Raw genomic sequence first — 21,984 nt, 5'->3', positions numbered from 1 at the left:
CAATGGCGCGGGTGCTTCTGATCGGCACGTTTGAAACGAAAGCGGCGGAACTCGGGTATCTTTCGGACGCTCTGGAAAGGCAAGGGCTGGAGGTGCTGCCGCTCGATGTCTCGCTGTCCAGCGACGGGGCTATCTGGTCCGGTGCCGAAAAACTGGCGCAGATGGCGGCCAAAGCCAAGGCCGCAGCGGGGGAGATTGCCTCGCAATGTGCGGACTGTGATGTTGCTGTTGGCGTGGGTGGCGGCACAGGGGGTGAGATCGTCCTCGCCGCGATGCAAGGTTTGCCGTCGGTCTATCCCAAGATCCTGATTACAACCCTCGCTTTCGATCCGCGGCCTGCCTTGGCAGACACCTCTGTCACGATAATCCCGACCCTCTGCGACATCGAAGGGCTGAACACCTACCTCAAACAGGTTTTTGAAAACGCGGCTGCTGGCGTGGCAGGGGTGGCCAAGGCAACCCGGGTTCCCCCGGCCGATCAGCCTTGCGTGGCAATCACGACCCTTGGGGCCACCGGCATCGCCGGGGCCGAGGTCGCCCGCGCGCTGACCAAGGCCGGGCTGGAACCAACGGTTTTTCACGCCAATGGCTATGGCGGGGCCGCATTCACCCGGTTCGTCGAGGAAGGCCGCGCGAAGGCTGTCGTCGACCTCAACGTGCATGAGTTGGGGCGTCTGCGGCTGGCAGGCGCGCATGTTCCTATGCCGACCCGCTTTAGCGCCGCAAATGATCTGCCAAGGGTCGTTTTGCCCGGCGCGCTCAACTTCATAGGCCTTGGCGCGATCGACACGGTCAGCGACGCTCACAAGGCCCGTCCGTATTACCGCCACACCGCGCAGTTCACCCATGTCAAATTGACGGCTGATGAGATGGCTGATCAGGCGCAGGCGCTTGCTGTAGCACTGAATGCGGCGAAAGCGCCCTGCCACGTCGTCCTGCCGATGGGTGGCTTCAGCCATGAAGACCGGCCCGGCGGCGCCATTGAAGATCCCGAGTTACGCGACATTGCTGCCGATACTCTTGAAGCGGATGCGCGCCACTACACGACCGAGCGGATCACCGCACATATCAACACCGCCGACTGCGCAGAAGCTGCAGTTACCGCCTTGATCGAAAGGATGCCCCATGGCTGAACTCGCCCAATTTCCTGACCTGCACCAAAAGATGGATGCGCTGATCGCCAGCGCGAGGCGCTGTTTTGATCTGGGACTGCAAACCAACGCCGGGGGCAATCTTTCGGTGCGTTTGGATGCCCGCGACGCCATTGTCATCAAGCCGTCCGGGGTCGGTTTTGCGGAATGCACGCGGGAAAATCTGCAGGTAGTGAACTTAGACGGTACGATCCTGTCGAAAGGTGATTTGAAACCGTCGAAGGACCTCGACTTTCACCGCGATCTTTATCGGATCAGAGAGGACATCAACGCCATCGTGCATTGCCACAGCCCTTGGGCCACGGGCTATGCCAGCGCGGGGATCGAAATCCCCTGCTTGACCGTTCAAACTATAGAAAAGATCGGGCGCATGCCATTGATCCCTTTATCGCAAAACGGGGGACCACAGACGGAGGTGGAGATCAGCCCGGTTTTTGCGGATCCGAACATCCGTGCGGCCGTTTTGGCCAATCATGGCACGATTGGCGCCGGGAAGACCTTGATGGCTGCGCAGTACCTCGCAGAGCTTATCGAAGAAACAGCCCAGATCGCCTATGTGCGTGACACGCTGATGGCTGCACATGGAAAAACCATCGCCGATTTACCCCGCTATGGCACTGCGGCCGAGGCAACTCGGGGCATTGTGTAAATAGCAATGGCAGTTCTTGGTCTGCGCCAATGCGTCGACGCAGGGAGCCTGTTTCAATCCGCTCTCCGATTGAGACTACTGGGAAGTCGAACGTCTGCTTTCGGTAAGCCGCATTGCGGCAATGACGACATGCAGCAACGGCAGGTTTGGGCCGTCCTCGTCGCTTGCCGCGCCCAAAACCGCGCTGATGCTGCGCCACCTCTGAGGTCGGCATTGAGTCCAATTTGACCAGTGCTGGAGGCGGAACCAGTGACGGCTTTGTCTAGCTCATGCCTTGTTGCTTCAACGCGACCCTTACACCGGGGTCTGTGCTCATCGGTGTCTCGAACGCTTCCAGTGCTGGATAGTGCTTTAGAGACAGCGGTGTCGTGGCGATCCATCGCACCAGCACATAAAGAAAGGGATTGGGAATGCCTCGCTCCACAAGATACCATCCTTTGGCGCTTGCCTCGAGAATACCATTCAGTCGCCGGAAGTGCCGATCGAGCTTGTCATAGGCTTGATGTTGCACCTGATCGTGAAGCCCTTCATCTTCGATAACGCGATGCGTGGTGAAGTTGCCAAGGAAGTCGGCGTGAACCTCCTAAGTCATTTAGGAGAGCGCCTCCGCCTCGCGTGCGCGCTGCGGCGGCTCGGCTTGATAGAGCGTGCTTTTGGGCGTGAGGTCGGCGATGTATCGCAAGATCGCCGCCGCTTCAGTCAGAACCTCTCCAGGCGCGATCTCGAGCGCCGGTACTTGGCCTCTTGGGTTGATCCAGACATGCGCAGGCTTGCGGTTGTCGCCGCGCACAAGGTTCACGACGACCACTGCAACACCGGCCCAAATGGCCGCGATGTTGGGCGCGAGCGCGCAGGTGTCCGGCATGGGGAAGAGGCGTATGGAATTTGTGGTCATTTGCTGCCTACCAGTCATCTGTCGGTTGGGCCCCAACGGAATTGGAGCCAGAACCGGCCATGAGCCCCCGGATCTGCCGCCTTCTACTCAGAGATCAATACCGCCGAACCATCGTAACGTTTGTCAGTTACCAACTTTGCAAGGTAGCCGGCGACACTGGCACGCGACACAACGGTCGGTCCCGGCCCGTCATCGAAGACTGTGAACTCGCGCAGTGACTCTTGCGCCACTCCATCGGTCAGTTCTGCCGGACGAACGATCGCCCACTCGGGCAGGTCTGAGCCAATGACAACCTCTTCCTGTGCCGTGCGGTCCCGCAGGATGTTGCGTAGGATTACAGGGGCAATGAAGTTGCGAAACGGCCAGCGTCCCTGACCGGCTGAACTGCCAGCCCCGATGGAGGTCATGGCAATCAAGCGCGGTACACATGCGTTTTTCATTGCCGCCACAACATTGCGCGTGCCGACCTCGCACACATCTGTGCCGTGCAGGATCGTCTGCCGATTAAGCGGCGCGCCAAAGGTCAAAATGACGGTGTCGTGGCCACGCATCGCGGCGTCTAGATCGGACGCACTGGTGACGTCACCTTTTTTCACGCGTAGGCCATCGAACGGTGCAATGCGATCGGCTGATCGCCCGAAGGCAGTCACTTTGTGCCCTTCCGCGGCCAGTGCAGTCAGTGCCAGGCGACCGATCTTGCCGGTCGCCCCGATCACCAGAACTTTTTGCGTGATGTCAGTCTTCATTCTCAAATACCCGTTCTGATGTTCGCAAAGGATTGGTCAAATCCCATATTTGGGCGGTCGTACGCACGCGCGCCGCCTCGAGTCTTCGGGATCACAGCGCTCCAAGGCTACGGCTGTTCCGCCAGAGCCAGCGTGCCGGGAAGAAGGCAACGACACCACCAAAGACGATCATCATCAGCGACATGATCAACGGAACATCCATGGCGCCACCGATGATGATAGAGGAATAGGCGAAGTAGAGGCCGATGCCGATAAAGGCGGCGATTCCAATAAGCGCGGCACCCTGAAGCACGCGCGGTGCCCAGTCCGCCCCGCCGGCCAGTGATCGCGCGGCATAAAGTATCGTGCCCCCTGCGACCAGTTTGACGGCAGCGAACAAAAGCGAGAACTGGATATTTGCAAAGACGCCTGCGAAAAGCGCGGTGACCTCTGTGGGCATCGGCTGATCGCCCATATACTCTTGCATGGGTGCCAGAAGCTCCTCAGGCGGGATGCTGACCAGCTGTGATGACACGATCGGCTGCGCCACCGATGCGACCAGAAGAACTGCGCCGATGATTGTCCAATAGAAGACCAGCCGGTCTTTGGGGATCGGGTTTGGAATATCTGTGGTGCCCGCGGTCATGAGGATGCTCCTTGAGGGGATGTCGTGGCTTGGGACGTATGCGCCTCCAGAAACCACAGGGATTTGTCGACCATGCGGGACACCTCGGTCAGCACGTCGGATGTTGATGGATCACCGGATTGGGCGGTCTCGTCGATCCATGCGACAAGATCAGCGCCAAAGGCCGCATAGCCTTCGATCAGTGTTCCAAGAAGCGGTTCTTGGCCGCTAATGATGTCTGTCGAGGTGCCTGGTCGTGCTTCGGCGACAGATGCGGTGCTGCCAGCGGCGACACCGCCGAGAGCAACAAGCCGCTCGGCCATGGTATCCGCGGCGTCATGCATCTCTGCATTCAGGCCGTCGAGGAGTTGATGGATCGCGATGAAGCTGGGACCCTTGATGTTCCAGTGACCCTGTTTGACCAGAAGGGCAAGATCGATCGCCGTCGCAAGCGCGTTCTGCAAAACGTCTATCGATCCGGCACGAACGTTCGACGGCAGCTTGTTAAAGGTAGGGGTCATCTTTCTTGTTCCTGTCGATGCGGCGCCCGCCTTCGGGCAAGGCGCCTGACGCTTCAACGCGCTATTCAGCGGCCATCGGGATGGGTGGCTGGCCGTTCAGGCCCACGGCGTGGCGCACCTCTTCGGCGTTCTCTGCAGTGGCGAGGAAGTTGTTCATCGCGGCCTGGTATTGGCCCATATGTTCGCTGAGGAGCTTGCCGATGTGCTGGCCGTTGATCTGCGTGTTGCCCGCCAGCTCTGCCAGCACCGCAACCCAGGTTGTGACAATCGCGCCCGCCGCCGCCAGCCGCGTTGCGGTCACCTGTGTGATCATCGGGTTGAAGTCGGCCGACGCGTCGATCACGACATAGACCTCATAGCCATCGCGCAGCGCCGATATGGCCGGAAAAGCCGCGCAGACCTCTGTGGCGAGACCGGAAATCACGAGCTTCTTGCGACCTGTCGCCTCGACCGCTTTTCGCGACGCCTCATCGTTCCAGAAGTTCACGAATGGCCGGTCGATCACCTCCACCTCGGGAAAAATCGCCTTGAGCTCCGGCATGGTCGGGCCGTTCGGGCCGTTCGGCCAGCTGGTGCCCATGATGACGGGGATGTCGAAGGCTTTGGCCGTCTTGGCGTGGCCGAGGATGTTGTTCTTCATCAACATCGGATCTACGGAGGACAGGAATTGCATCAGGCCGACCTGATGGTCGATCATGAGAAAGACGCAGTTGTCCGGTGTGAGTTCTGAGCTGGGAAGGGTCATGGCAGTCTCCTGATTGGTTGGTGGGAGTGTTGTCGTGAGATCAGTCTGCCACCTGCAGTCTCTCAGGTATTTCAACGAACTGGGACGGCTTTACAGATTACTACGATGGATACTTGTGCCCGGCATCGGGGTCATGTGATGCCGGGCAATCCGACTATTGACGGGGTGCGCTTTTCATCTCGTCCATGAACCGCTCGAATTTTTCGCGATCCTTGGCGGCACGAAAGCGGTCACGAAAGGCGGCAAAGGCTTCGGCTTCTTCTTCGAGACGTGCCAGCGTCTCTGCGCGATAGGTGTCGAAGGCCGTGTTGCCGCTCTCCTGGGACCCGTTTTCACCCTGTTGCGTCCAGCCCATAGACTGGAACACGCCGCCGGAATGCATCCACGGCCAGGGCATGGCGCCATCCGCGTGCCAGCCCCAGCGAAACATCGCAAAGGCAATGAACGCCATGATCGGCATGAACATCGCGAAAGCAAAGAACGCGAACATCAGGACACCCGGAGACGCCGCCATATGAGTAAAATCGTGCATAGTACTGTTCCTTTCTTCTGCGAGCCGGTCTGACCCCGGTCTCTGTTCCGTTTGATTAGTGATGTGGTGTTTGGGCGGCATTTCGCATTATGTAATTTTGGAATAGCTTATTGTCGGAAATGGAATGATTTTTGAAAGCCTAACCGATGCGCGGCTCCTTGTTGCCGTCAGCCAGAGTGCGAGCTTCGCAGAAGCTGGTCGCCGTCTGGATATGCCGCCTGCCACGGTCACGCGCCGGATCGCTGCGATGGAGGCGGTCGCCGGCTTGAAACTCTTCGAGCGCTCAACACGCAGTGTTCGACCGACCGAACCCGGCGAGACCATGATCGGTCATGCTCGCCGCTTACTTGATGAGGTCGAGAATGCCGCGATGTCCATCGAGACTTTCCGCGATACGCCGCGCGGTTGGATAAGCGTGACCGCCCCGGTGATCCTGGGCCAGGCTCTTTTTGGTGAGGTCATTGGATCGTTCCTGGCGGAAAACACTGATTGCGATGTGTTCCTCGATCTGTCGAACGACCGGACCGATCTGATATCGGGTGGCTACGATCTGGCCGTGCGCGTCGGCCCGGTTGGTGACAGCGATCTCGTGGTGCGCAAGCTGGGCACCGCTGGCGCTGCGCTCTATCGCGGAACGCGCAGCAAAGCATCGCCGCTTGCATCACTGGATGATCTGGCAGGTCAGTCCGTTGGTCTGCTGCGCACGCCGGAGCGCAAGCGCCACGTCCTGCATTTGACCAATGCCGCTGGCAAGGCGCAAGATATCGAGGTCGCGCCACGGTTGATCACGCTTGATCCGCTCGTTCTGCGCGCGGCCGCGCTGGCCAACGACCTGATCGTCGTCCTGCCAAGGATGGTGGCCTACCCGCATGTTGTTGCAGGGCGGCTTCGTTGCGAGTTGCCGGACTATGCGGCACAGACCTCCGATGTCTCGGTGGTGTTCACGTCGAAGCGTTTGATGCGCCCGGCGGTCCGCACCTTTATCGACCATCTTGCGGCCGAACTTCCCAGACTGCTTCAACGATTCGAGTTTCCCCCGACATGAAGGGTGGTTGCCGGTCTAGTCCGACTTTACTGAACCAGGACACGAAAATCGTGGAATCGTGAAAGACCGTTCCACTGGTAAGGGGTACTTCTTTATCTGCAAACGAGGAGGGCCGTCGATGACACATACACACGCGACAGATTTTGAGGAGCAGTTGAACTGCGCTTTCGTGCTGTCATCATCGCTTTATTTTCGACTGATAGCCATGGACGGCGCCAAGCGGAGTCGCAGACTTCTGGGGTGGGACGGCCTGCTGCACGATATGACGCGCGACTTGGCAGGGTTGTCGGACGCCAACGGGACAATCGATGCCCGGATCGGCCAGATCCTCTCAGGTATCTCCGATCTGCGCCATAGCCTGGGCGACCTGGCGGAGATCGCCGTGAAAGATGGCCAACCTGTGCTCGGTGAAGTCTTGCAACGGCGCGTCCATCAACTCGACACACAAATTGCCAATGACGTTAGGTAAGTTAAGTTAGGCCCATGGACACTATAATCGATAACAGTGGTTTGCGGCAGCCCCTTACGCGGTTTCAGAAAATGCCGCATGAGACCGATCTGGGTGGCGTGCGGTTGATCCTGCTGCCACCAGGCCGTGTGAATATCCGACACAAGCTTGCATTTAACATCTTCGACGTGAATCTGGCCTCCGTTCAACACAACATGGCCTGGAACTCCGATACACCCGAAGACGTCCATATTCGGGGTGAATCGCTTGCAGTGATTCCGACCGGCACGGATTTCAGTCTGGAGGTTGAAAATCCCCTACCGGGCTGTGTGCTTGAAGTCGATGATCCAACCCTGCACGACTGGATGGAAGCTGGAGAACTGTCTGTTCTTTACCCCGAAAAGTGCTTGAGATACCGCCCTGACGGCGTAGCGGCAGAGTTGGGCCGATCCGCCATCCGCCACCTCATGCGCGCGGCGCGATCAAACGTTCCGACGGACAGGCTCACAGTGGAAGCGCTGGCTCTCGGTATTGCGGCCCGCGGCATGGCTCAGTTGGGCGCGCTGGACGGTGACGTCGATGCGGAAATCGATCGCTGGGTGCGTGGCACTCACAGTTCAGCAATGAACCGCGCCATCGACCTGATCGAGACGCGGTTGTGCGATTCCGAGCTCTCTATTCAAGAACTCGCCAGCACTGCGTGTCTATCATCGTCTCACTTTTCCTCGGTATTCAAATCCGTCATTGGCGAAACTCCGTATGCCTTCATCCTGCGCCGCCGCGCCGAATACGCCCGCGACCTGATCATCGGCACACGCGAACCGCTGGCGCAGATCTCTTACGACGCCGGTTTCTCAAGCCAGGCGCACATGACAGTCGTTGTCCGAAAAGTCTTTGGAGTGACGCCAGCAGCAATGCGGAACTGATCGGAGACACGTCATGACGCTCGTCATCAACAATGCGCGGAACGCCCTTCCCGACACCCGCTTGCCAACCATGGAGAATGTGGTCGATTTTGGGAACATAAGACTGATCCACCTGCCGCCAGGTGGGGTCGACCTCAAGCAAGCAATGGGCGCACATACGTTCGATGCCTCGCTTGGCGGTGGTCCGATTGACTTGGCAGTCAATTCTGATCGTATGATGCAGACAACCCACCCCGCGCAATCAATCTCCTTTCAACCCGTAGGTACGGATCTCCGCATCCGCGCGACGAACGCGTTGCCTGATTGTCTGCTTGAGGTGGACGAAGGTACGTTCGGCGACTGGCTGGAAGCTGGTGAGATCTCCTACACGAACACGTTAGAAGCACTATTCTGGAAGCGCGATGTTGTCGCGGCTGAGCTTGCACGGGCCACAATCCAACACTTGATGCGCGCTGCGCGCTCCAGCACTCCCGTCGAGAAACTCACCGTCGAAGCCTTGGCGCTTGGGATCGCTGCGCGCGGCATGGCGCAACTCGGTGCTCTTGACGGCGACACCGATGCCGAAATGCACCGGTGGCTGCGGCACGATCACAAGTCAGCCATCGGCCGCGCCATCGACTTGATTGAAGCGCGGCTGTGCGACTCCGAGCTCTCAATTCAGGAACTTGCTAGCACCGCCTGCCTGTCATCGTCACACTTTTCCTCGGTATTCAAATCCGTCATCGGCGAGACACCGTATGCCTTTATCCTCCGCCGCCGCGGCGAATACGCCCGCGATCTGATCATCGGAACACGCGAGCCACTCGCCCAGATCGCTTTCGACGCCGGATTCTCAAGTCAGGCCCACATGACCGTCGTCATTCGTCGCGTTTTCGGTGTGACGCCAGCGGCGATGCGGAATTGAGGTTGCTTGAAGCGGGATAGCTTCGGTAAAGTAGCGGTCTGACCGCCGTGTTTTGCAGCAAGCGAAGAGCAGCCATTGGAAAACCAAACACGAGCGGCAACAAAGTCCGCGACTTGTCCGCTCGATCCTGAGTTTTGAATGTTGGCTACAGGCTGGCCCTCGGTCATCCGACCAGATCTATCAGGTGTCAGCACCGAGCCCAGATCGGCCGCGAATAGTTAAAGGTCAGCCGCACTTGCATTCTGCAGCTCGCAGCCCGAAAGAGACATTTGATCTGCAGGCGACGTTGGCCGGTCGGCGGGACAAAACCTACATCCAACCCACTAGGCCGAATGTCCGCAAATCTGACGATGCAGACGCGAAAAGCCTGCAGGCCTCTTTAAAAGAAGGGTTTGAACGCGCCTTAAGAGCTGCATCGACCGCGCAAAACACCCAAAATTTGTTCCCGGAACTGGGACGTCGGACGCGCAGTTCGGGTTTTACCTCCCAGATAGAGATTTTTTGAATAAAAGCAATTGTTTAAGCCCAACTATTCCAGGTCGACTCCTATGCGAACTGGGACGCATTCCTTGCGCAATCGCAGTTCTGGAAGCTGATAAACCGCTTGGAAAGAGTTCTATGAAAAGTTGTCTCACAATTGAGATAAAGGACGCAGAACTGCATGTTGAGGAAAACTTTGAGCGCAACCGACGTAGCGATTGAGTTGGGTGAGAGCCGTGACCTTGTCGTCCGCATATGCATGGACAGCGCAGTTTTTCTTACTGGATTTATAGTTTGGGAAGGAAATGACCCAATGCTGGATAGGGATGCAGTTGAAGAGGTCAGAGAAACAATTGCCAAACTCCGGCAAAAAGCCAGCGGCATTGAGGACTATATGATGTTGGCAGATGTGCGCGCTGAGCTCTGACGCTGGGTCAGGCAGTCGCGCGATGGTAAGTAAGCGTTTCTTTAAACTCTGGGTGACATAAGCATACCAGCTATGTGTCTGGGGTGTGTGATGCGATTTGTGCCCATTGTGTTTTCGCTCTTTCTTTCAGTACTGGCGGGCCCCTTTTTCGTTTTCGCAAAGGCGCCACCGCCCGTACCTGACTATCCGATCCTGGTAATTTCCTCAAATCCGGCTGACATCGTCGCCGCATCGGGAGGTCGCATCATCGGACCCGTAACGGCGCCGCTTGCGGTACTTGCAACTGGCGGCGCTGATTTCGTTGACCGGCTAAGCCAATCGAGGGCTTGGATTGTTACAGATGGGCGTTGGGCCGCTCAAATATGTGGAGTGGAAGTGTGACTTCAAAAAACCGGATATCAAGCGACGAACGCGCCGTTCTGGCTATGATAATTGGCATGGTGCCGTTGGTGGGTCTAATTACGTTCATTGTTGGCGCAAAGGTAGCTTTGGAATTAGCGGTCACGGGGAGCATTGCAGGGTTTGCCCTTGCCGCTGCGGCCTACGGGGCGAAAGCACTTAAGCCGCTTTTGGGGGTTGCGTTGGTGGGTCAATGTGTGGCGCTCACCGCAGCGTTTTCTGGACATCCCTGGCAGATAGATAGTCATATGGCATTTTTTGCCGTTTTGGCCGTCCTGGTTGTTCTTCGGGATATTCCAACAATCCTCGTCGCTACTGCCGCGATTGCACTCCACCACCTCAGCTTATCGATCATGCTTCCCACGCTTGTTTATCCTAGCGCAGACGTCGCAGCCAATCTGATGAGAACATTGTATCATGCTGTCATCATCCTCGTTGAGGCGGGCTTTCTATGCATCGCCGTTCATCGGCAGAACCACTTGGTAGCAAAGGTGGAAGCCCAGATGGCGGATACCGCGCAAGCTGTCGAGGCAGAGCGCGCCGCGACAGCAGAACGAGAGGCAGCGCATGCAAGACAGCGAGTGGCTGTTTCAACATTGTCGAGCGGTTTGGAAGCCTTAGCCAAGGGCGATCTGACGATCCGTCTGGGAGCGGATATCGACGGTGAATTCGCGACGCTTCAAAGGAACTTCAACACATCACTTGATCAGCTGCAATCGATCCTGAAGGGAGTGGTTTCGACCGCTGACGATATCTCAAGCGGCTCGAATAACCTGGCAAGCGCGGCAAATCGGTTGGCAGAACGAACCGAGCAGCAGGCTGCTTCTCTTGGTGAAACCGCGGCTACAATCGCTCGGATTAAGGGATCTGTCGACGAAACGGCGGAAAATGCCGACAATGCGAATACGCTGATGTTAGCCGCACGGGAACTTGCTGATGATGGGAAAGAGGTTGTTTCTGAAACTGTCTCGGCGATGGATCAGATCGACAAGGTTTCGAATGAGATATCTCAGATCATTTCGACAATTGATGACATCGCATTCCAGACAAACTTGCTAGCGTTGAACGCTGGCGTCGAAGCTGCACGGGCCGGTTCAGCCGGTCAAGGTTTTGCAGTGGTTGCGGCAGAGGTCCGCGCACTTGCCCAGCGTGCCGGCGAAGCCTCTAAGGAGATCGCGATGCTGATCCGAAAAAGCGATGAAAAGGTCCGGTCAGGTGTCGAACTCGCAGAAAAGGCGAATGGTGCATTGGCGAGTATCTCGGACCAAGTCTCGAAAGTCAGCGAAGCTGTTGCCGCAATCAATGATGCAACGAAAACCCAAGCCGTTGGTGTCAGTGAGATCGACGCGGCAATGAAGGACCTGGACAATCTCACCCAGCATAACGCTGCGATGGTCGAAGAGACGACTGCAGCCTCAGTCGAACTCAATTCTGACGCTGCGGGGCTGAAACAAAGCGCCTCCATCCTGCGAATTGATGGACACCAGGGGCCGCGGGAGATGGCTCTAGCATCTTGAGATCGAAGCAGTTGCTACCGCGCGGTTCCTCTCGCTGGATACCCGGCGCTCGCGTCGCGTCTGCCTAAGGGTTCGGAACCTCTTCAACAAGTTTTCTGAAATCGACAAGCCGGGCCATCCTGTCTTCATTGGCTCTCGAGCGTCTTGCCTTGCCTGCCTTTCTGAGGTCTTCGGCTATGTGTTTTTTCCTCCGCGCGGCATCTTTCGATAGGTTCCTTTTGAGAGTGTCTCGGTCTGCCGCACGCCGCCTGCGTGCTGCATTGAGCGCTTTGTTCGCTGTCCGCAGGTCGTCATGCGTTTCGTTGCGAATGAAGGAGACGTCTCGCGCGACGGACGAGATTGCGTCCGCTCTCTGCACCCTCTGAAAGACTCTGTCGGTCTTTCGCTTCTTTCGGAAATCGGCAATCAAGGCGCGACGTGCAGCCTTGGCAGGAGTAATTGGCTTTTGAGGCATTGTATAAGAACCTATCAGATTTGAACTTCTCCTTAAGCATATCAGCAAAGAGTTGAGCATCTGTTGCCCCAAAAACCTTGGACCGACGGTGTGAGTTTGTCGCGAAAACCCGACGCTACTCTTTAGCTGCGGGAGCTGGGACTATAGGAGCACGCGATGCATCCGAGTTAGATTGCTGGAGAGCCTTCTTGGCTTCAACAGCGTTTTGCGCGGCTGCAACCGCGACAAAGAGCGCATTACCAGTTTTGGTGTCGCCATCACGGATTAGAGCATACGCCGTTTTTTCAATCCACTGCACCAGCTCAGGTAACCGGGCCAATGTCATCACGTCATCTTCAACGATGATTTCGCGATTGTCTGGCATTGCTACATCACTACCGTCTGACACCGCTGGGTTCGCGCCAGTTCTATCTTCAGCTTCTCAGCAACGGCATTAAACATAACAGTATCAAGCCGCTGCTTTGGCCGTTTGTGGGGGATAGGCTGAAAAAACAGCCGCTCTGCTACCTGCGATTTTGGTTTAACGCACTGATGACAAGTCATTTTTACTTCTGACACCCTGTACACACCGTAGCTGAAGGTTATCATCGCGAGACGCTGTCGGTCAAATCGACGTTGACCGGTCGACGCTTGCGGATGCTCCGATGCGTCATTCGTTATGCTACGATCCAGGAGTAATGCGTTCGGTCGGCGAGGAGAGGTCAGTGTTTTCGCCTCTAGATCTTGCTTCAACAGCCTTCTCGGCAGCCGCTACCGCGACGAAAAGTGCGTTACCCGTCTTGGCATCGCCATCGCGAACCAATGCATATGCTGTGCGTTCAAGCCACTCAACCAGTTCTGGTAAGCGAGCCAGTGCAATTGCGTCATCGTCAACAAAGAGCGTCTGCTCATCACTCATCATAGCATTGCAGCCGTCAGGCATTGCTGGGTTCTCCCTAGCCAACTGATCAAGCCAACAACAAGTGGACAAAAGTGCACTTACATGGGCGCGACTATGGCCGTTTGTAGGCATCGCACTGAATAGGTCTTCTGAGGGAAGTATTTCCGCATGCAATTGAATACATTGGGAAATCACACTCATCTGGAGTTGTCTCGCTAACTCCATGCTAAAGATGAAATTGGTTTTGCTCTTCGTTCTGAAGAACTAGCATTGAAAGCTCTTTTCTTGCGCGTTGTCGCCAGACCTTGCCACCAACAAGCCATCGTCCGCTTTGGAAGATGCACCGCAGCTTAAATCGACAAATGAAAGGCAGCTTTAGAGCCGACTGACCGAATGGGCCGCTAGGACTTTGCAGATTTGCTCTGTCCGCTTTCTGCGCATTGCGCACGTTCACATAACACCGACGAATGCCCCCTTGCGGAGATGCGTCTGCCGCCAGCGACATGGCGCGGCTCATGGGGGAGGACAGGGCTGCACTCATCTTCACCGACCCGCCTTACAACGTGAAGATTGATGGCAACGTCACCGGTCTTGGACGGCAGAAGCATCGGGAGTTTGCAGTGGCCTCGGGCGAGATGAGCCGGGAGGCATTTACCGCATTCCTGACCAGCACATTGTCAAACATGGCGTCCGTCGCCGCTGATGGGGCAATTGCCTATGTCTGCATGGATTGGCGTCACATGCAGGAACTGCTTGTTGCGGGAGAGACAGCCTTAACAGAGCTGAAGAACCTCTGCGTCTGGAACAAGACAAATGCTGGCATGGGCACGTTCTACCGGTCCAAACATGAACTGGTCTTCGTCTTCAAGATTGGCACGGCCGCGCATATCAACAGTTTTGGTCTGGGCGAGAGTGGCCGTTACCGCACGAATGTCTGGGACTATGCCGGGGCCAATGTGTTGGGGGCTGCGCGTGACGAAGCACTTGGGATGCATCCGACCGTCAAACCCGTCGAACTGATCGTTGATGCCCTGAAGGATTGCAGCCGGCGCGGCAGCATCGTGCTGGATGGCTTTGGCGGCGCTGGCAGTACCCTGATCGCTGCGGAAAGCTGTGGCCGCAAATCCAGGCTTCTCGAGATCGACCCGCATTACTGCGATACGATCATCCGGCGATATATCGCGCTGACCGGTGATCTTGATGTCCGCCATGCGGATGGGGAGCGTTTTGACGATCATGCTCTCGCGGCGCAGCGTGAGGATCTGAACCAATGAGCAAGCACAACGGAGACAACACCCCGGACGACGATACACCAGCGATGAACGCGTTCTGGGAGTTGGTGGACGCACTGGGCAAAACCAGGGTCACGATCGTGAAGGATGGTCAGCCTACCGAGGCCTCAATAGAGGCGGCTGTTCTGCAAAAGCTGGCGGCATCGGCACTGAACGGCAGCGTACAAAGCATTCGGCAATACAACGAACTCCAGCGCAGGGCTGCCGAGAACAAGCAACGTGATATCAACAGCACCGTCACGCAGTGGCGTGCGATTCGACTGGCGCAACGCGAGAGATTCACCGACCACATCGAGAAGCACGGATGTGAGCCGTTGGACTTCCCTCATCCCGACGATATCTGGATCGATGACCGCATTGGCGTTCAGATCCGTGGTCCTATTGATAACGACGAATACATTACCATGCTGAATACCAAGCGTATCATCGATGCGTGTCTCTGGCAGGATGCACTAGAGCGGCGGATCAATGGCTTGCATCGAGAGGACGACCCACCAAGCGGGGGCCTGCTACTGGCCGAGCCTCATAACCAGGCCTTGCCGCGCCGGGAAAAGCTGCGTGGGGTGATATCGTGTTCAGGATGATGCGGCGAGAGGCCCTGTCGCAACGGCAATTGCTCACGAAGGCCCGTCAGGCCTGGCTTGATGCAGGCTATGTGATCAAGCGCGGTGCGACACTGCGATCATCCTCTTACATCCTGCGCATATTGCGCATGATTCCGGATGCAAAACGCATCTGCGACATGGATGATCTCGACGACGACGCGCAAGTGCAGGCGCTACAGGACATAATCCGACAGCGGATGGTAGGCATGACGGAATGAGGGGGGAGGCCGGCGTAACCTGAGGTGCGAAGAGCTTCGGCCTGAACGATCAGGGGGGATGCGGGAGCTTTGGCGGTGACGGTCTGGCATGTTGTCGACGTGGCGTGGATTTCATTTGAGACACATGGCGACACTTTTGAGCCGGTGCGCTCCACAATCCAACTTAATTGTCAGCAGCTGTTCTGGCTAACTAATGTCAAAGATCAGTTCATGTCTTGTTCTCGTCGGCTGTAACACTTGTAGCGTAAGTCAAGAGCTTTTCGGACGGACCAGGTTTGGTAAATCGCACACTCCATCCGCCCATAGTAGAACAGCCGATGCGCTCGCTGGGATGGTTGTGCCATCTTTTGTGAAGCTAAACCCCAAAGTGTTTGCAGCTGCACCCAGATCCAAAGTTCCGAACAGGTAGCAGATGACTTCGCAGTACTGAAACCGCGGAATACATGATTGCCAATCCTCCCTAGCTCCGATGAAAAAAGAATCCAACTCAATAGGACTCCTGAAGTACTCAACCCTTGATGTTGAGTCTCAGCATCAATTTGATGCGATCTCACAAGTGGTAGCCCCATTTTGCGACCTCAAGAAACCTTATTCGGTAGGTAATGGGTTTCATGCTAGGTATTCAGCGTTCGATCTCGACGGGATAGATATCATTGATTGGGAATCTGATCCAAGCTATAGCGAAAGAACGCGTGAACTGATCAGAAAGTCCGATCTCGACTATTGGGCAATCTGGTTCGTCCGAGACGGACGCCGTTACGATGAATTCAATGAATGCTCGGTCAAGACCAAGACTGGGGACTTAATGCTGGTGTCGTATGCGCAACCATGGAAATCACAGTGGGAAGGGCGGAGCCTTGTATCTGTGGGGCTTAATCGTGACAAGTTTTCTTGGATGGCGCCATCTCTGGATGAGGCCAATCGCTCGGTGCTCAATGGTCCCCTGACAGGGTTACTTAGAACGTTTATCTCTACTCTTGTAAGTGAAGCACACAAGATCTCCGAAGATCAGAAACAAACTCTCTCAAGGTCTTTTTCCAATCTCCTCGCAGCGTCGCTGGAACCAACAGCAGATAATCTTTACAATGCCACACCGGCTTTGAATGCCACCAGGTTCACGATTGCCCGGGAATTCATCCGTAAGAACTTGGGACAACCGGAACTCAGCGTAGATTTCATTTGCAAGTCGCTCGGTGTGTCCCGCCGCACGCTCTACAATACGTTTGATGAGCACGGCGGCGTTGCCAAGTACATCAAAACTGCCCGGCTTCAAGCTTGCTACAAGGCGTTGTCCGACCATGCAGATCTTAGATTTGTCAGCACAATTGCATACCAATACGGGTTCACCAACATGTCGCTGTTCAGTCGGCAGTTTAAGGAACTATATGGCTTCAGCCCTAAGGAGGCGCATGACCACGCTGCGGCCAACCGTGTCGCCCCGAATAGCAGCTCTCCAACGCTACTTGAGCACTTGTGCAAGTCTACAAGTTCTTCAGGCAGCTCGGCATTTGATGATGCACGTTGAACCCCAACATGTTGGCAACCGGCTACTGACGTCATCGCCTAGACTGGATGCTCACGCAACACTCCCCACCAGACAAAGAAGAATACAATACTCCTATCAAACCATCGCCAATATGTATTTCATTTCGGCAGTCAGCGCTGATTAATCTAGTCTTAGAAACTGGAGAACGGAGAAACCATGCTCTCCCAACTTGGATTCTTGTTGATTGGGCCGCTGGTTTTCAGCGTCTCCCTCGCTAGTTCTCCTGCGTTTGCGCAAAACCAGCATTCAACCAACGTGTTCTTCGGGTTCGATCTCGTACTGCACCCATTGGCCGTCAAATGGGCATGTGGAGGTCAAAGAGATCAAGATTTGTCTCAAATCAACACACTTACTGTTGCCTTTCCAAAGGATGCAGAACAAGCAGGATTAGGACTCACGGTAGCTACGCTGTCCGAAATGGCATCTGGGCTGGAAGGTCTGTCGCAAATTCTCGGCGCGGAGTTGGATGGACAACAAATGGAGCAATTATGCGAGGCGGCACTGCCACTGAACATTGATTGGGTAACCCCGCAGCATTTGGTTAATGAAGACGAAATCAGTGTGCCCTCCGAACAAATGGAAGCGTGGGCAGAATTCTGGCAAGTTATTGAGAGCCTTCATTAGCCTCTAGCAGCGCAAACTGTTCGACAAGGTGATATTTAGACGCTGAGCCGAAACAGCTGCTGGAAATGATCCACTAGCGGATGGCGGGTACAGCGGATTGAGCTGTGAAGTCAAATGCGCGTCATGCCATACATCAACAGTGCCGATCCACTTGGTGCGCAGAAATCAGAGGAGCTTTTCGTTGAAGCATAGATCTTTGGCCATGATGGAGTATGTTACGCAGTCACTTGCGGTAGCGATGCGCCGGGACCGGACTTTGCAAAACTGCAAGGATGCTCCGATTCAAGTCCGTCCGACACATGCTGGCGTTTGGTGTGGAGTGGAAGCCCAAACTCAGATGACCCCTTGTCAGACGCCTGGCGCTGTCGAAAAGCGATAAATTCAGTGCAGTTTCATTACACAAGCGAACAAACCGATCTAGAAGAAATGTTTGGAGGCTTTCGCCATGTCAATACCATTGGCAAAATCGTGCGAGGGGATGCAGACAACTTCGATGTCATCTTGGTGTCGATGATCACAAAAAAGAAGCTGCTATGATTGCCTACAGCAACAGTTTTGGTGTGCAGGTCCGCTCTTTGTCTGAATCGCTGATCTTCCTTGGAATATCTGCAATGGATGCAACCGGTGGACGAGAAAGCCTCATTTCATTCTACAAGAACATGGGATAATTCGAGTTACCTGCTCCAAGAATTCAGTCACTGTACAAAGGACAGATTAGGTCGATCCACTCTGCGCTGAAGGTTGACCACTACAGTAACCAGCAAGGCGCCAATTGGATCAAGGTCTCGAAGTAATCGAAGACAAACTACCGAAGTGAAGACGAGAACAATAATGGAGCATCCCAAACCAACGGCCTCGACGGTCTACAAGCTCTACGGCAGTAGTCGGCATTGCGCGTTCCCCGATTGTAGGGAGCCCCACATCGAGGTCGATGAGAATACCGGTGTAAAAATCTGCAATGCCGAGGTAAGCCATATTCATGCACGGCGCGAGAACGGCCCGAGGTGGGACGCGTCTCAAAGCTCCGAAGATAACAGAAGTGACGGTAATCTAATGCTTCTGTGCCGCAAACACCATGCTGTGGTGGATGATCGTCGCAACGAGAAATACTACACGCCTGACTTGCTGAAGGCGTGGAAGGCTGAGCAAGAGATGCAGGAAGGGGACGCGCTTGCGGCGGAAGATCTAGAGGCGATCGAGCAAACAAACGTGATCATCGCGGCCGATACGGTGAACCTGGGCGGCGAGGGAGGCTCTGCTCCTGGCGCCGGTGGGGGTGGAGGGGCTGGACTAGGTTCTAATGCACGAGGGGGAGACGGCGGAGACGGTGGACGTTGCATCAATGATGGTAGGCTAATTGATGCATCGGCGATGAAGTCTTGGACTGTGTTCGTTCGAGAAGGTTCGGATGAGCGACTTCCCGGCTCCGGAGGCGGCGGCTCACCCGGCATTGGTGATAACAGCGTTGGCGGCAGAGGCGGTAACGGGGGTGACTATTTCGTCTGTACAGCTCAAGTTACGCATGACCAGTATCGTGTCAAAGTAGGTCGAGGGGCACGGCTTCCCGGTGAGATCGGTGGCTCGTCGTATATAGAAGGTATCAATGCTGACGGCAGTACAGAGCGGATTACGCCAATCGCCTATGGGGGACTTTCGGGCTACAGCCACCTGCCGGACGACGTGCCTGAGATTGACGCCAAAGCGATAGAGAGAGGTGTGCGGGTCTGCTGCCTCACAGTCGTAGAAGGCGCCACTATCGAGAACGGTGCTCACGCAATAAGACGATTTGCGTTAAGCGGATACGATGTGCGCGAACTGCCAGTGGAGATTGTTTTCAACGTGCTTACTGCGGTGACCAAACAACCCGATGAGAGAACAGGCTATTTTGTCAGCTTGTTTTTTGATGGAGAGGAGAAAGCGCGGATCGCGGTAAGAGCACTCGAGCGTGAAGATGGGTTTTTGTCTACCAGCTTCTGCTTTCCGATTGGCGCTTACTTCGAGACTGAAGGACTTTGCCGTATCATTGCGCATGCGTCCGGCATTTCTCTTTGCGAGACAGCGATCGAGATACGTCGTAGGTAGTGAAGCCGGTACATCCCGATCAACCTTGCGACCAATCCTGCAAACACACCGTCCTGCGCAATGTGTCTCGGTAATCCTCGAAATATAGGAGCGTCTGAAAGCAGAATTCTCTCGAAGAGGACGGAGGAGCTTCCGATGAAAAAAGCAAAGTACAGCGACGCGCAGAAATAGGCATCCTGAAGCAGGCAGAAAGCGGTGTTCGGGCGTTGAACCGGATCATTGCATGGCGCGGGAAGCCGTTGGCTATTCGTGTAGACAATGGCCCCGAACCTGCAATGCTGTTAAGCTATAGACAAACAGACTTTGCCGATCCAAATCTGTTTGAGCTGGCCATCAACTGCTACCGATGCAAAACCTGATAATCTCGCAACGCAGCTTTTCCCGCTGCATATTGGGCAAACCACCTAGCCATTATTCCTGCATGATCAAACGGGCTAGAATGCCATCAACAACAGAGTTGGAGACGCTGCTGTAAGTCACAACAACCATCCTCGCAAGCTTCATCGGCAACCCACACTTCCGCAAATCATATGCCGTCAATCTCAGTCATGCACATGAACAACTCCAAGACTTGGGTGAACGCAACACAATCGAACTTGAACTGATGAACTTCGCTAAAGAGTTGGAGCGGTGATCAGGCAAATTCAATCGTGCAGTCTGCGAGACTATAGGACCGCCCATCGAAGGTTACTAAACTACCGTTCTCAATCCTTGCAAGTTCGCTACCTGCCGCAGCTGCGCCCAGTTCAATATCCTTTCGCCAGCCAGCTAGATCACCCCTAAACTGAACCGCGCAAAATATCTCAGATGTCGTCGTTGTTATAAGACAACCGCCCTCATGCGCCCCACCTGATTGTGCATTTGGGGGATCAGAGAAGTTCAGTATCTTTTTGAACAGGGTTCGAACATTTTTCCCTTGTTAACCGAAAAATATAGCACACGATCGCTATCTGATTCCCTTGAACCTGGAATTTCAAGTTCATTAGGTTGGGCTATATCGCTTCCGAGCACTTTCTCCATATGTGTCTGTGGTCTTTTCATAACAATACCTTACTGCGTTGGCGTCACAACGAATTCAAAGTCTGATATCCCTGCATCGTTGAAAACTTTTGTGTAGTGTTGCGCTGAAGAGCAAATGCGGGCGCTGCAGGACATGATCCGACAGCGGATGGTGTGCACGACCGATTGGGCGGGGGGCTGAAGTGGCGTGCCGAAAGTCAACAGGGCTGATCCACTCGGGGTATTGTTCACTTGAACGCCATCAGCATCTAGTCCTCGCATTAAGGTACAGATACACAGAGTACACCGATCCAAACCTGCTTGCGCTGGCCTTCAACCTCAACCATGCCCGCGAAGAGCTGCAAGATTTGGCGGAACGTGTGACGATTGAGCTGGAGCTGATGAACGTGGCAAAGAAGTTGGAACGGTGATCAGCTTTGCGAAAACAGCGTTTCGTCTGTGAACACTAAGATACTGTCCTCTGCTAGAGCCACATCCGAGCCTGCAGACCAAAGCTCAAAGTATGGGACAAAATCTACATCTGACTTAATCAGAGGAGCAGCCAAAAAATACTGTATATCATATGAATTAGCTGCGCCGTACAGGGCCTCAAAAAGCGCAAATCCCTGCTTGTTCGGCAAGAGCATTTGTTCATCCACGTAATCACCAACAACAACATGCTTCTCGCCATTCGGCCAATCACTACAGGCAACGTAGTCAAACGCATTACGGTCAGTTGTCAACGATGGTTTGTTTTCACCAGCGAACCGCGCCAACTCCTCTTCGCCCAGCTCTGCGAGTATCGAAGATTTGGCGCTCATATCAGCCGCCGCTAAATCCATAATCTGCGAACTTGACACAGGAACGATTGATCTTTCCTTTCGTGCTTTCTTTGCCGCTTGGAAACGCTTCATGCGCTCGCTTAACAAATCCGCTTGCGGGAAAAATTGATAGATTTCCCTCAGGTCGTCGTCGTTGAGCGAACCATGAAAAAGAGGCAGAAAGTGAGACTTATCAAAGTCTCGCTTTCCTTCACAAAATTCCACCCAGTCATCAAGTAAAGACATAGTGACTACCTCAAACTTGGTAATTCTGGCAGCAAACTTGGATCGATTTGCCACCTGTCGCGCAAGGTTACAACCCGCGCATTGAACTGATCAAGTGATGTACTTTTATCAATAATATCACGCAGTTCGTTATGGAATTGACCAGAGCCATCCGCACCATGCCGCTGTCCAGCCCCATTTCTATGGGCCACCTTTGAGCCAGGTTTCTGGAACTGGCGGGCGCATGTT

General features: G+C 55.1%; 25 protein-coding genes. 14 read left to right on the top strand and 11 right to left on the bottom strand.

From position 1 onward, the window contains the following. The first annotated feature begins 2 nt into the window (after positions 1 to 2). Together SLH47_RS22815 and SLH47_RS22810 are read left to right on the top strand one after the other, a co-directional pair. A complete protein-coding gene (locus SLH47_RS22815; RefSeq protein ID WP_320242987.1) occupies positions 3 to 1,133 on the top strand; it encodes a Tm-1-like ATP-binding domain-containing protein in 1,131 nt (376 codons plus the stop codon). Next, the gene (locus SLH47_RS22810; RefSeq protein WP_320242986.1) at positions 1,126 to 1,800 is read left to right on the top strand and encodes a class II aldolase/adducin family protein; all 675 of its coding nucleotides are present in this window, start codon (positions 1,126 to 1,128) and stop codon (positions 1,798 to 1,800) included. The genes SLH47_RS22815 and SLH47_RS22810 overlap by 8 nt, the downstream gene beginning before the upstream one ends. A gap of 262 nt (positions 1,801 to 2,062) precedes the next feature. Here the strand turns inward: SLH47_RS22810 and SLH47_RS22805 are convergent, their stop codons facing one another. The 7 genes from SLH47_RS22805 to SLH47_RS22775 all read right to left on the bottom strand — a co-directional run bounded on the left by SLH47_RS22805 (position 2,063) and on the right by SLH47_RS22775 (position 5,843). Beyond that, positions 2,063 to 2,311, bottom strand: a complete 249-nt coding sequence (locus SLH47_RS22805) for a hypothetical protein (protein WP_320242985.1) — start codon at positions 2,309 to 2,311, stop codon at positions 2,063 to 2,065. Positions 2,312 to 2,392: 81 nt separating this feature from the next. Then, positions 2,393 to 2,695 carry a glutathione S-transferase N-terminal domain-containing protein gene (locus tag SLH47_RS22800; protein ID WP_320242983.1) on the bottom strand — a complete coding sequence of 101 codons (303 nt, stop codon included), beginning with the start codon at positions 2,693 to 2,695 and terminating at the stop codon, positions 2,393 to 2,395. An 83-nt stretch (positions 2,696 to 2,778) separates the two neighbouring features. After that, complete coding sequence (locus SLH47_RS22795) at positions 2,779 to 3,441, bottom strand: NAD(P)-binding oxidoreductase (RefSeq protein WP_320242981.1); 663 nt, start codon at positions 3,439 to 3,441, stop codon at positions 2,779 to 2,781. Positions 3,442 to 3,532: 91 nt separating this feature from the next. Then, positions 3,533 to 4,066, bottom strand: coding sequence for a hypothetical protein (locus tag SLH47_RS22790; protein ID WP_320242979.1), 534 nt, complete (start codon positions 4,064 to 4,066; stop codon positions 3,533 to 3,535). Further along, complete coding sequence (dps, locus tag SLH47_RS22785; RefSeq protein WP_320242977.1) at positions 4,063 to 4,566, bottom strand: DNA starvation/stationary phase protection protein Dps; 504 nt, start codon at positions 4,564 to 4,566, stop codon at positions 4,063 to 4,065. Before dps ends, SLH47_RS22790 begins: the two co-directional genes overlap by 4 nt. 61 nt (positions 4,567 to 4,627) lie before the next feature. Then, positions 4,628 to 5,311, bottom strand: a complete 684-nt coding sequence (locus tag SLH47_RS22780; RefSeq protein WP_320242975.1) for an isochorismatase family protein — start codon at positions 5,309 to 5,311, stop codon at positions 4,628 to 4,630. A gap of 154 nt (positions 5,312 to 5,465) precedes the next feature. Then, complete coding sequence (locus SLH47_RS22775; protein ID WP_320242973.1) at positions 5,466 to 5,843, bottom strand: DUF2852 domain-containing protein; 378 nt, start codon at positions 5,841 to 5,843, stop codon at positions 5,466 to 5,468. 124 nt (positions 5,844 to 5,967) lie between these two features. Here SLH47_RS22775 and SLH47_RS22770 point away from each other — a divergent pair, with 124 nt between their 5' ends. The 6 genes from SLH47_RS22770 to SLH47_RS22745 all read left to right on the top strand — a co-directional run bounded on the left by SLH47_RS22770 (position 5,968) and on the right by SLH47_RS22745 (position 11,989). Beyond that, on the top strand, positions 5,968 to 6,888 hold the full coding sequence (locus SLH47_RS22770; RefSeq protein ID WP_320242971.1) for a LysR substrate-binding domain-containing protein: 921 nt from the start codon (positions 5,968 to 5,970) through the stop codon (positions 6,886 to 6,888). 118 nt (positions 6,889 to 7,006) lie between these two features. Beyond that, positions 7,007 to 7,357 carry a hypothetical protein gene (locus tag SLH47_RS22765; protein ID WP_320242969.1) on the top strand — a complete coding sequence of 117 codons (351 nt, stop codon included), beginning with the start codon at positions 7,007 to 7,009 and terminating at the stop codon, positions 7,355 to 7,357. Positions 7,358 to 7,371: 14 nt separating this feature from the next. Beyond that, on the top strand, positions 7,372 to 8,262 hold the full coding sequence (locus SLH47_RS22760; RefSeq protein ID WP_320242967.1) for an AraC family transcriptional regulator: 891 nt from the start codon (positions 7,372 to 7,374) through the stop codon (positions 8,260 to 8,262). 13 nt (positions 8,263 to 8,275) lie between these two features. Further along, positions 8,276 to 9,166, top strand: coding sequence for an AraC family transcriptional regulator (locus SLH47_RS22755; RefSeq protein ID WP_320242965.1), 891 nt, complete (start codon positions 8,276 to 8,278; stop codon positions 9,164 to 9,166). Between the two features lie 739 nt (positions 9,167 to 9,905). Then, the gene (locus tag SLH47_RS22750; RefSeq protein ID WP_320242963.1) at positions 9,906 to 10,073 is read left to right on the top strand and encodes a hypothetical protein; all 168 of its coding nucleotides are present in this window, start codon (positions 9,906 to 9,908) and stop codon (positions 10,071 to 10,073) included. A 377-nt stretch (positions 10,074 to 10,450) separates the two neighbouring features. Beyond that, a complete protein-coding gene (locus tag SLH47_RS22745; protein WP_320242961.1) occupies positions 10,451 to 11,989 on the top strand; it encodes a methyl-accepting chemotaxis protein in 1,539 nt (512 codons plus the stop codon). A 569-nt stretch (positions 11,990 to 12,558) separates the two neighbouring features. Here SLH47_RS22745 and SLH47_RS22740 read toward each other — a convergent pair. After that, on the bottom strand, positions 12,559 to 12,807 hold the full coding sequence (locus SLH47_RS22740) for a hypothetical protein (RefSeq protein ID WP_320242959.1): 249 nt from the start codon (positions 12,805 to 12,807) through the stop codon (positions 12,559 to 12,561). A gap of 297 nt (positions 12,808 to 13,104) precedes the next feature. Continuing rightward, positions 13,105 to 13,524: a hypothetical protein gene (locus tag SLH47_RS22735; protein ID WP_320242957.1), complete on the bottom strand. Its 420-nt coding sequence runs from the start codon at positions 13,522 to 13,524 to the stop codon at positions 13,105 to 13,107. Between the two features lie 266 nt (positions 13,525 to 13,790). Between SLH47_RS22735 and SLH47_RS22730 the strand changes: the two genes are divergently transcribed. The 6 genes from SLH47_RS22730 to SLH47_RS22705 all read left to right on the top strand — a co-directional run bounded on the left by SLH47_RS22730 (position 13,791) and on the right by SLH47_RS22705 (position 19,690). Beyond that, positions 13,791 to 14,597, top strand: a complete 807-nt coding sequence (locus SLH47_RS22730; protein WP_320242955.1) for a site-specific DNA-methyltransferase — start codon at positions 13,791 to 13,793, stop codon at positions 14,595 to 14,597. After that, positions 14,594 to 15,199 carry a hypothetical protein gene (locus tag SLH47_RS22725; protein WP_320242953.1) on the top strand — a complete coding sequence of 202 codons (606 nt, stop codon included), beginning with the start codon at positions 14,594 to 14,596 and terminating at the stop codon, positions 15,197 to 15,199. Before SLH47_RS22730 ends, SLH47_RS22725 begins: the two co-directional genes overlap by 4 nt. After that, complete coding sequence (locus tag SLH47_RS22720) at positions 15,187 to 15,438, top strand: hypothetical protein (protein ID WP_320242951.1); 252 nt, start codon at positions 15,187 to 15,189, stop codon at positions 15,436 to 15,438. Before SLH47_RS22725 ends, SLH47_RS22720 begins: the two co-directional genes overlap by 13 nt. Before the next feature lie 469 nt (positions 15,439 to 15,907). Further along, on the top strand, positions 15,908 to 16,963 hold the full coding sequence (locus SLH47_RS22715) for a helix-turn-helix domain-containing protein (protein ID WP_320242947.1): 1,056 nt from the start codon (positions 15,908 to 15,910) through the stop codon (positions 16,961 to 16,963). Between the two features lie 177 nt (positions 16,964 to 17,140). Then, the gene (locus tag SLH47_RS22710; RefSeq protein ID WP_320242945.1) at positions 17,141 to 17,608 is read left to right on the top strand and encodes a hypothetical protein; all 468 of its coding nucleotides are present in this window, start codon (positions 17,141 to 17,143) and stop codon (positions 17,606 to 17,608) included. An 831-nt stretch (positions 17,609 to 18,439) separates the two neighbouring features. After that, the gene (locus SLH47_RS22705; protein WP_320242943.1) at positions 18,440 to 19,690 is read left to right on the top strand and encodes a hypothetical protein; all 1,251 of its coding nucleotides are present in this window, start codon (positions 18,440 to 18,442) and stop codon (positions 19,688 to 19,690) included. Positions 19,691 to 21,120: 1,430 nt separating this feature from the next. Here the strand turns inward: SLH47_RS22705 and SLH47_RS22700 are convergent. Continuing rightward, on the bottom strand, positions 21,121 to 21,756 hold the full coding sequence (locus tag SLH47_RS22700; protein ID WP_320242942.1) for a hypothetical protein: 636 nt from the start codon (positions 21,754 to 21,756) through the stop codon (positions 21,121 to 21,123). Between the two features lie 5 nt (positions 21,757 to 21,761). Then, on the bottom strand, positions 21,762 to 21,984 hold a 223-nt coding region (locus tag SLH47_RS22695), incomplete at its 5' end, for a hypothetical protein (protein ID WP_320242940.1).

It is taken from the genome of Cognatiyoonia sp. IB215182, assembly GCF_033963905.1.
In the GTDB taxonomy this organism is placed as follows: Bacteria; Pseudomonadota; Alphaproteobacteria; order Rhodobacterales; family Rhodobacteraceae; genus Yoonia.
The sequence above is the reverse complement of the archived record's forward strand: the minus strand, read 5'-3'. Positions and strand labels throughout refer to the sequence as shown.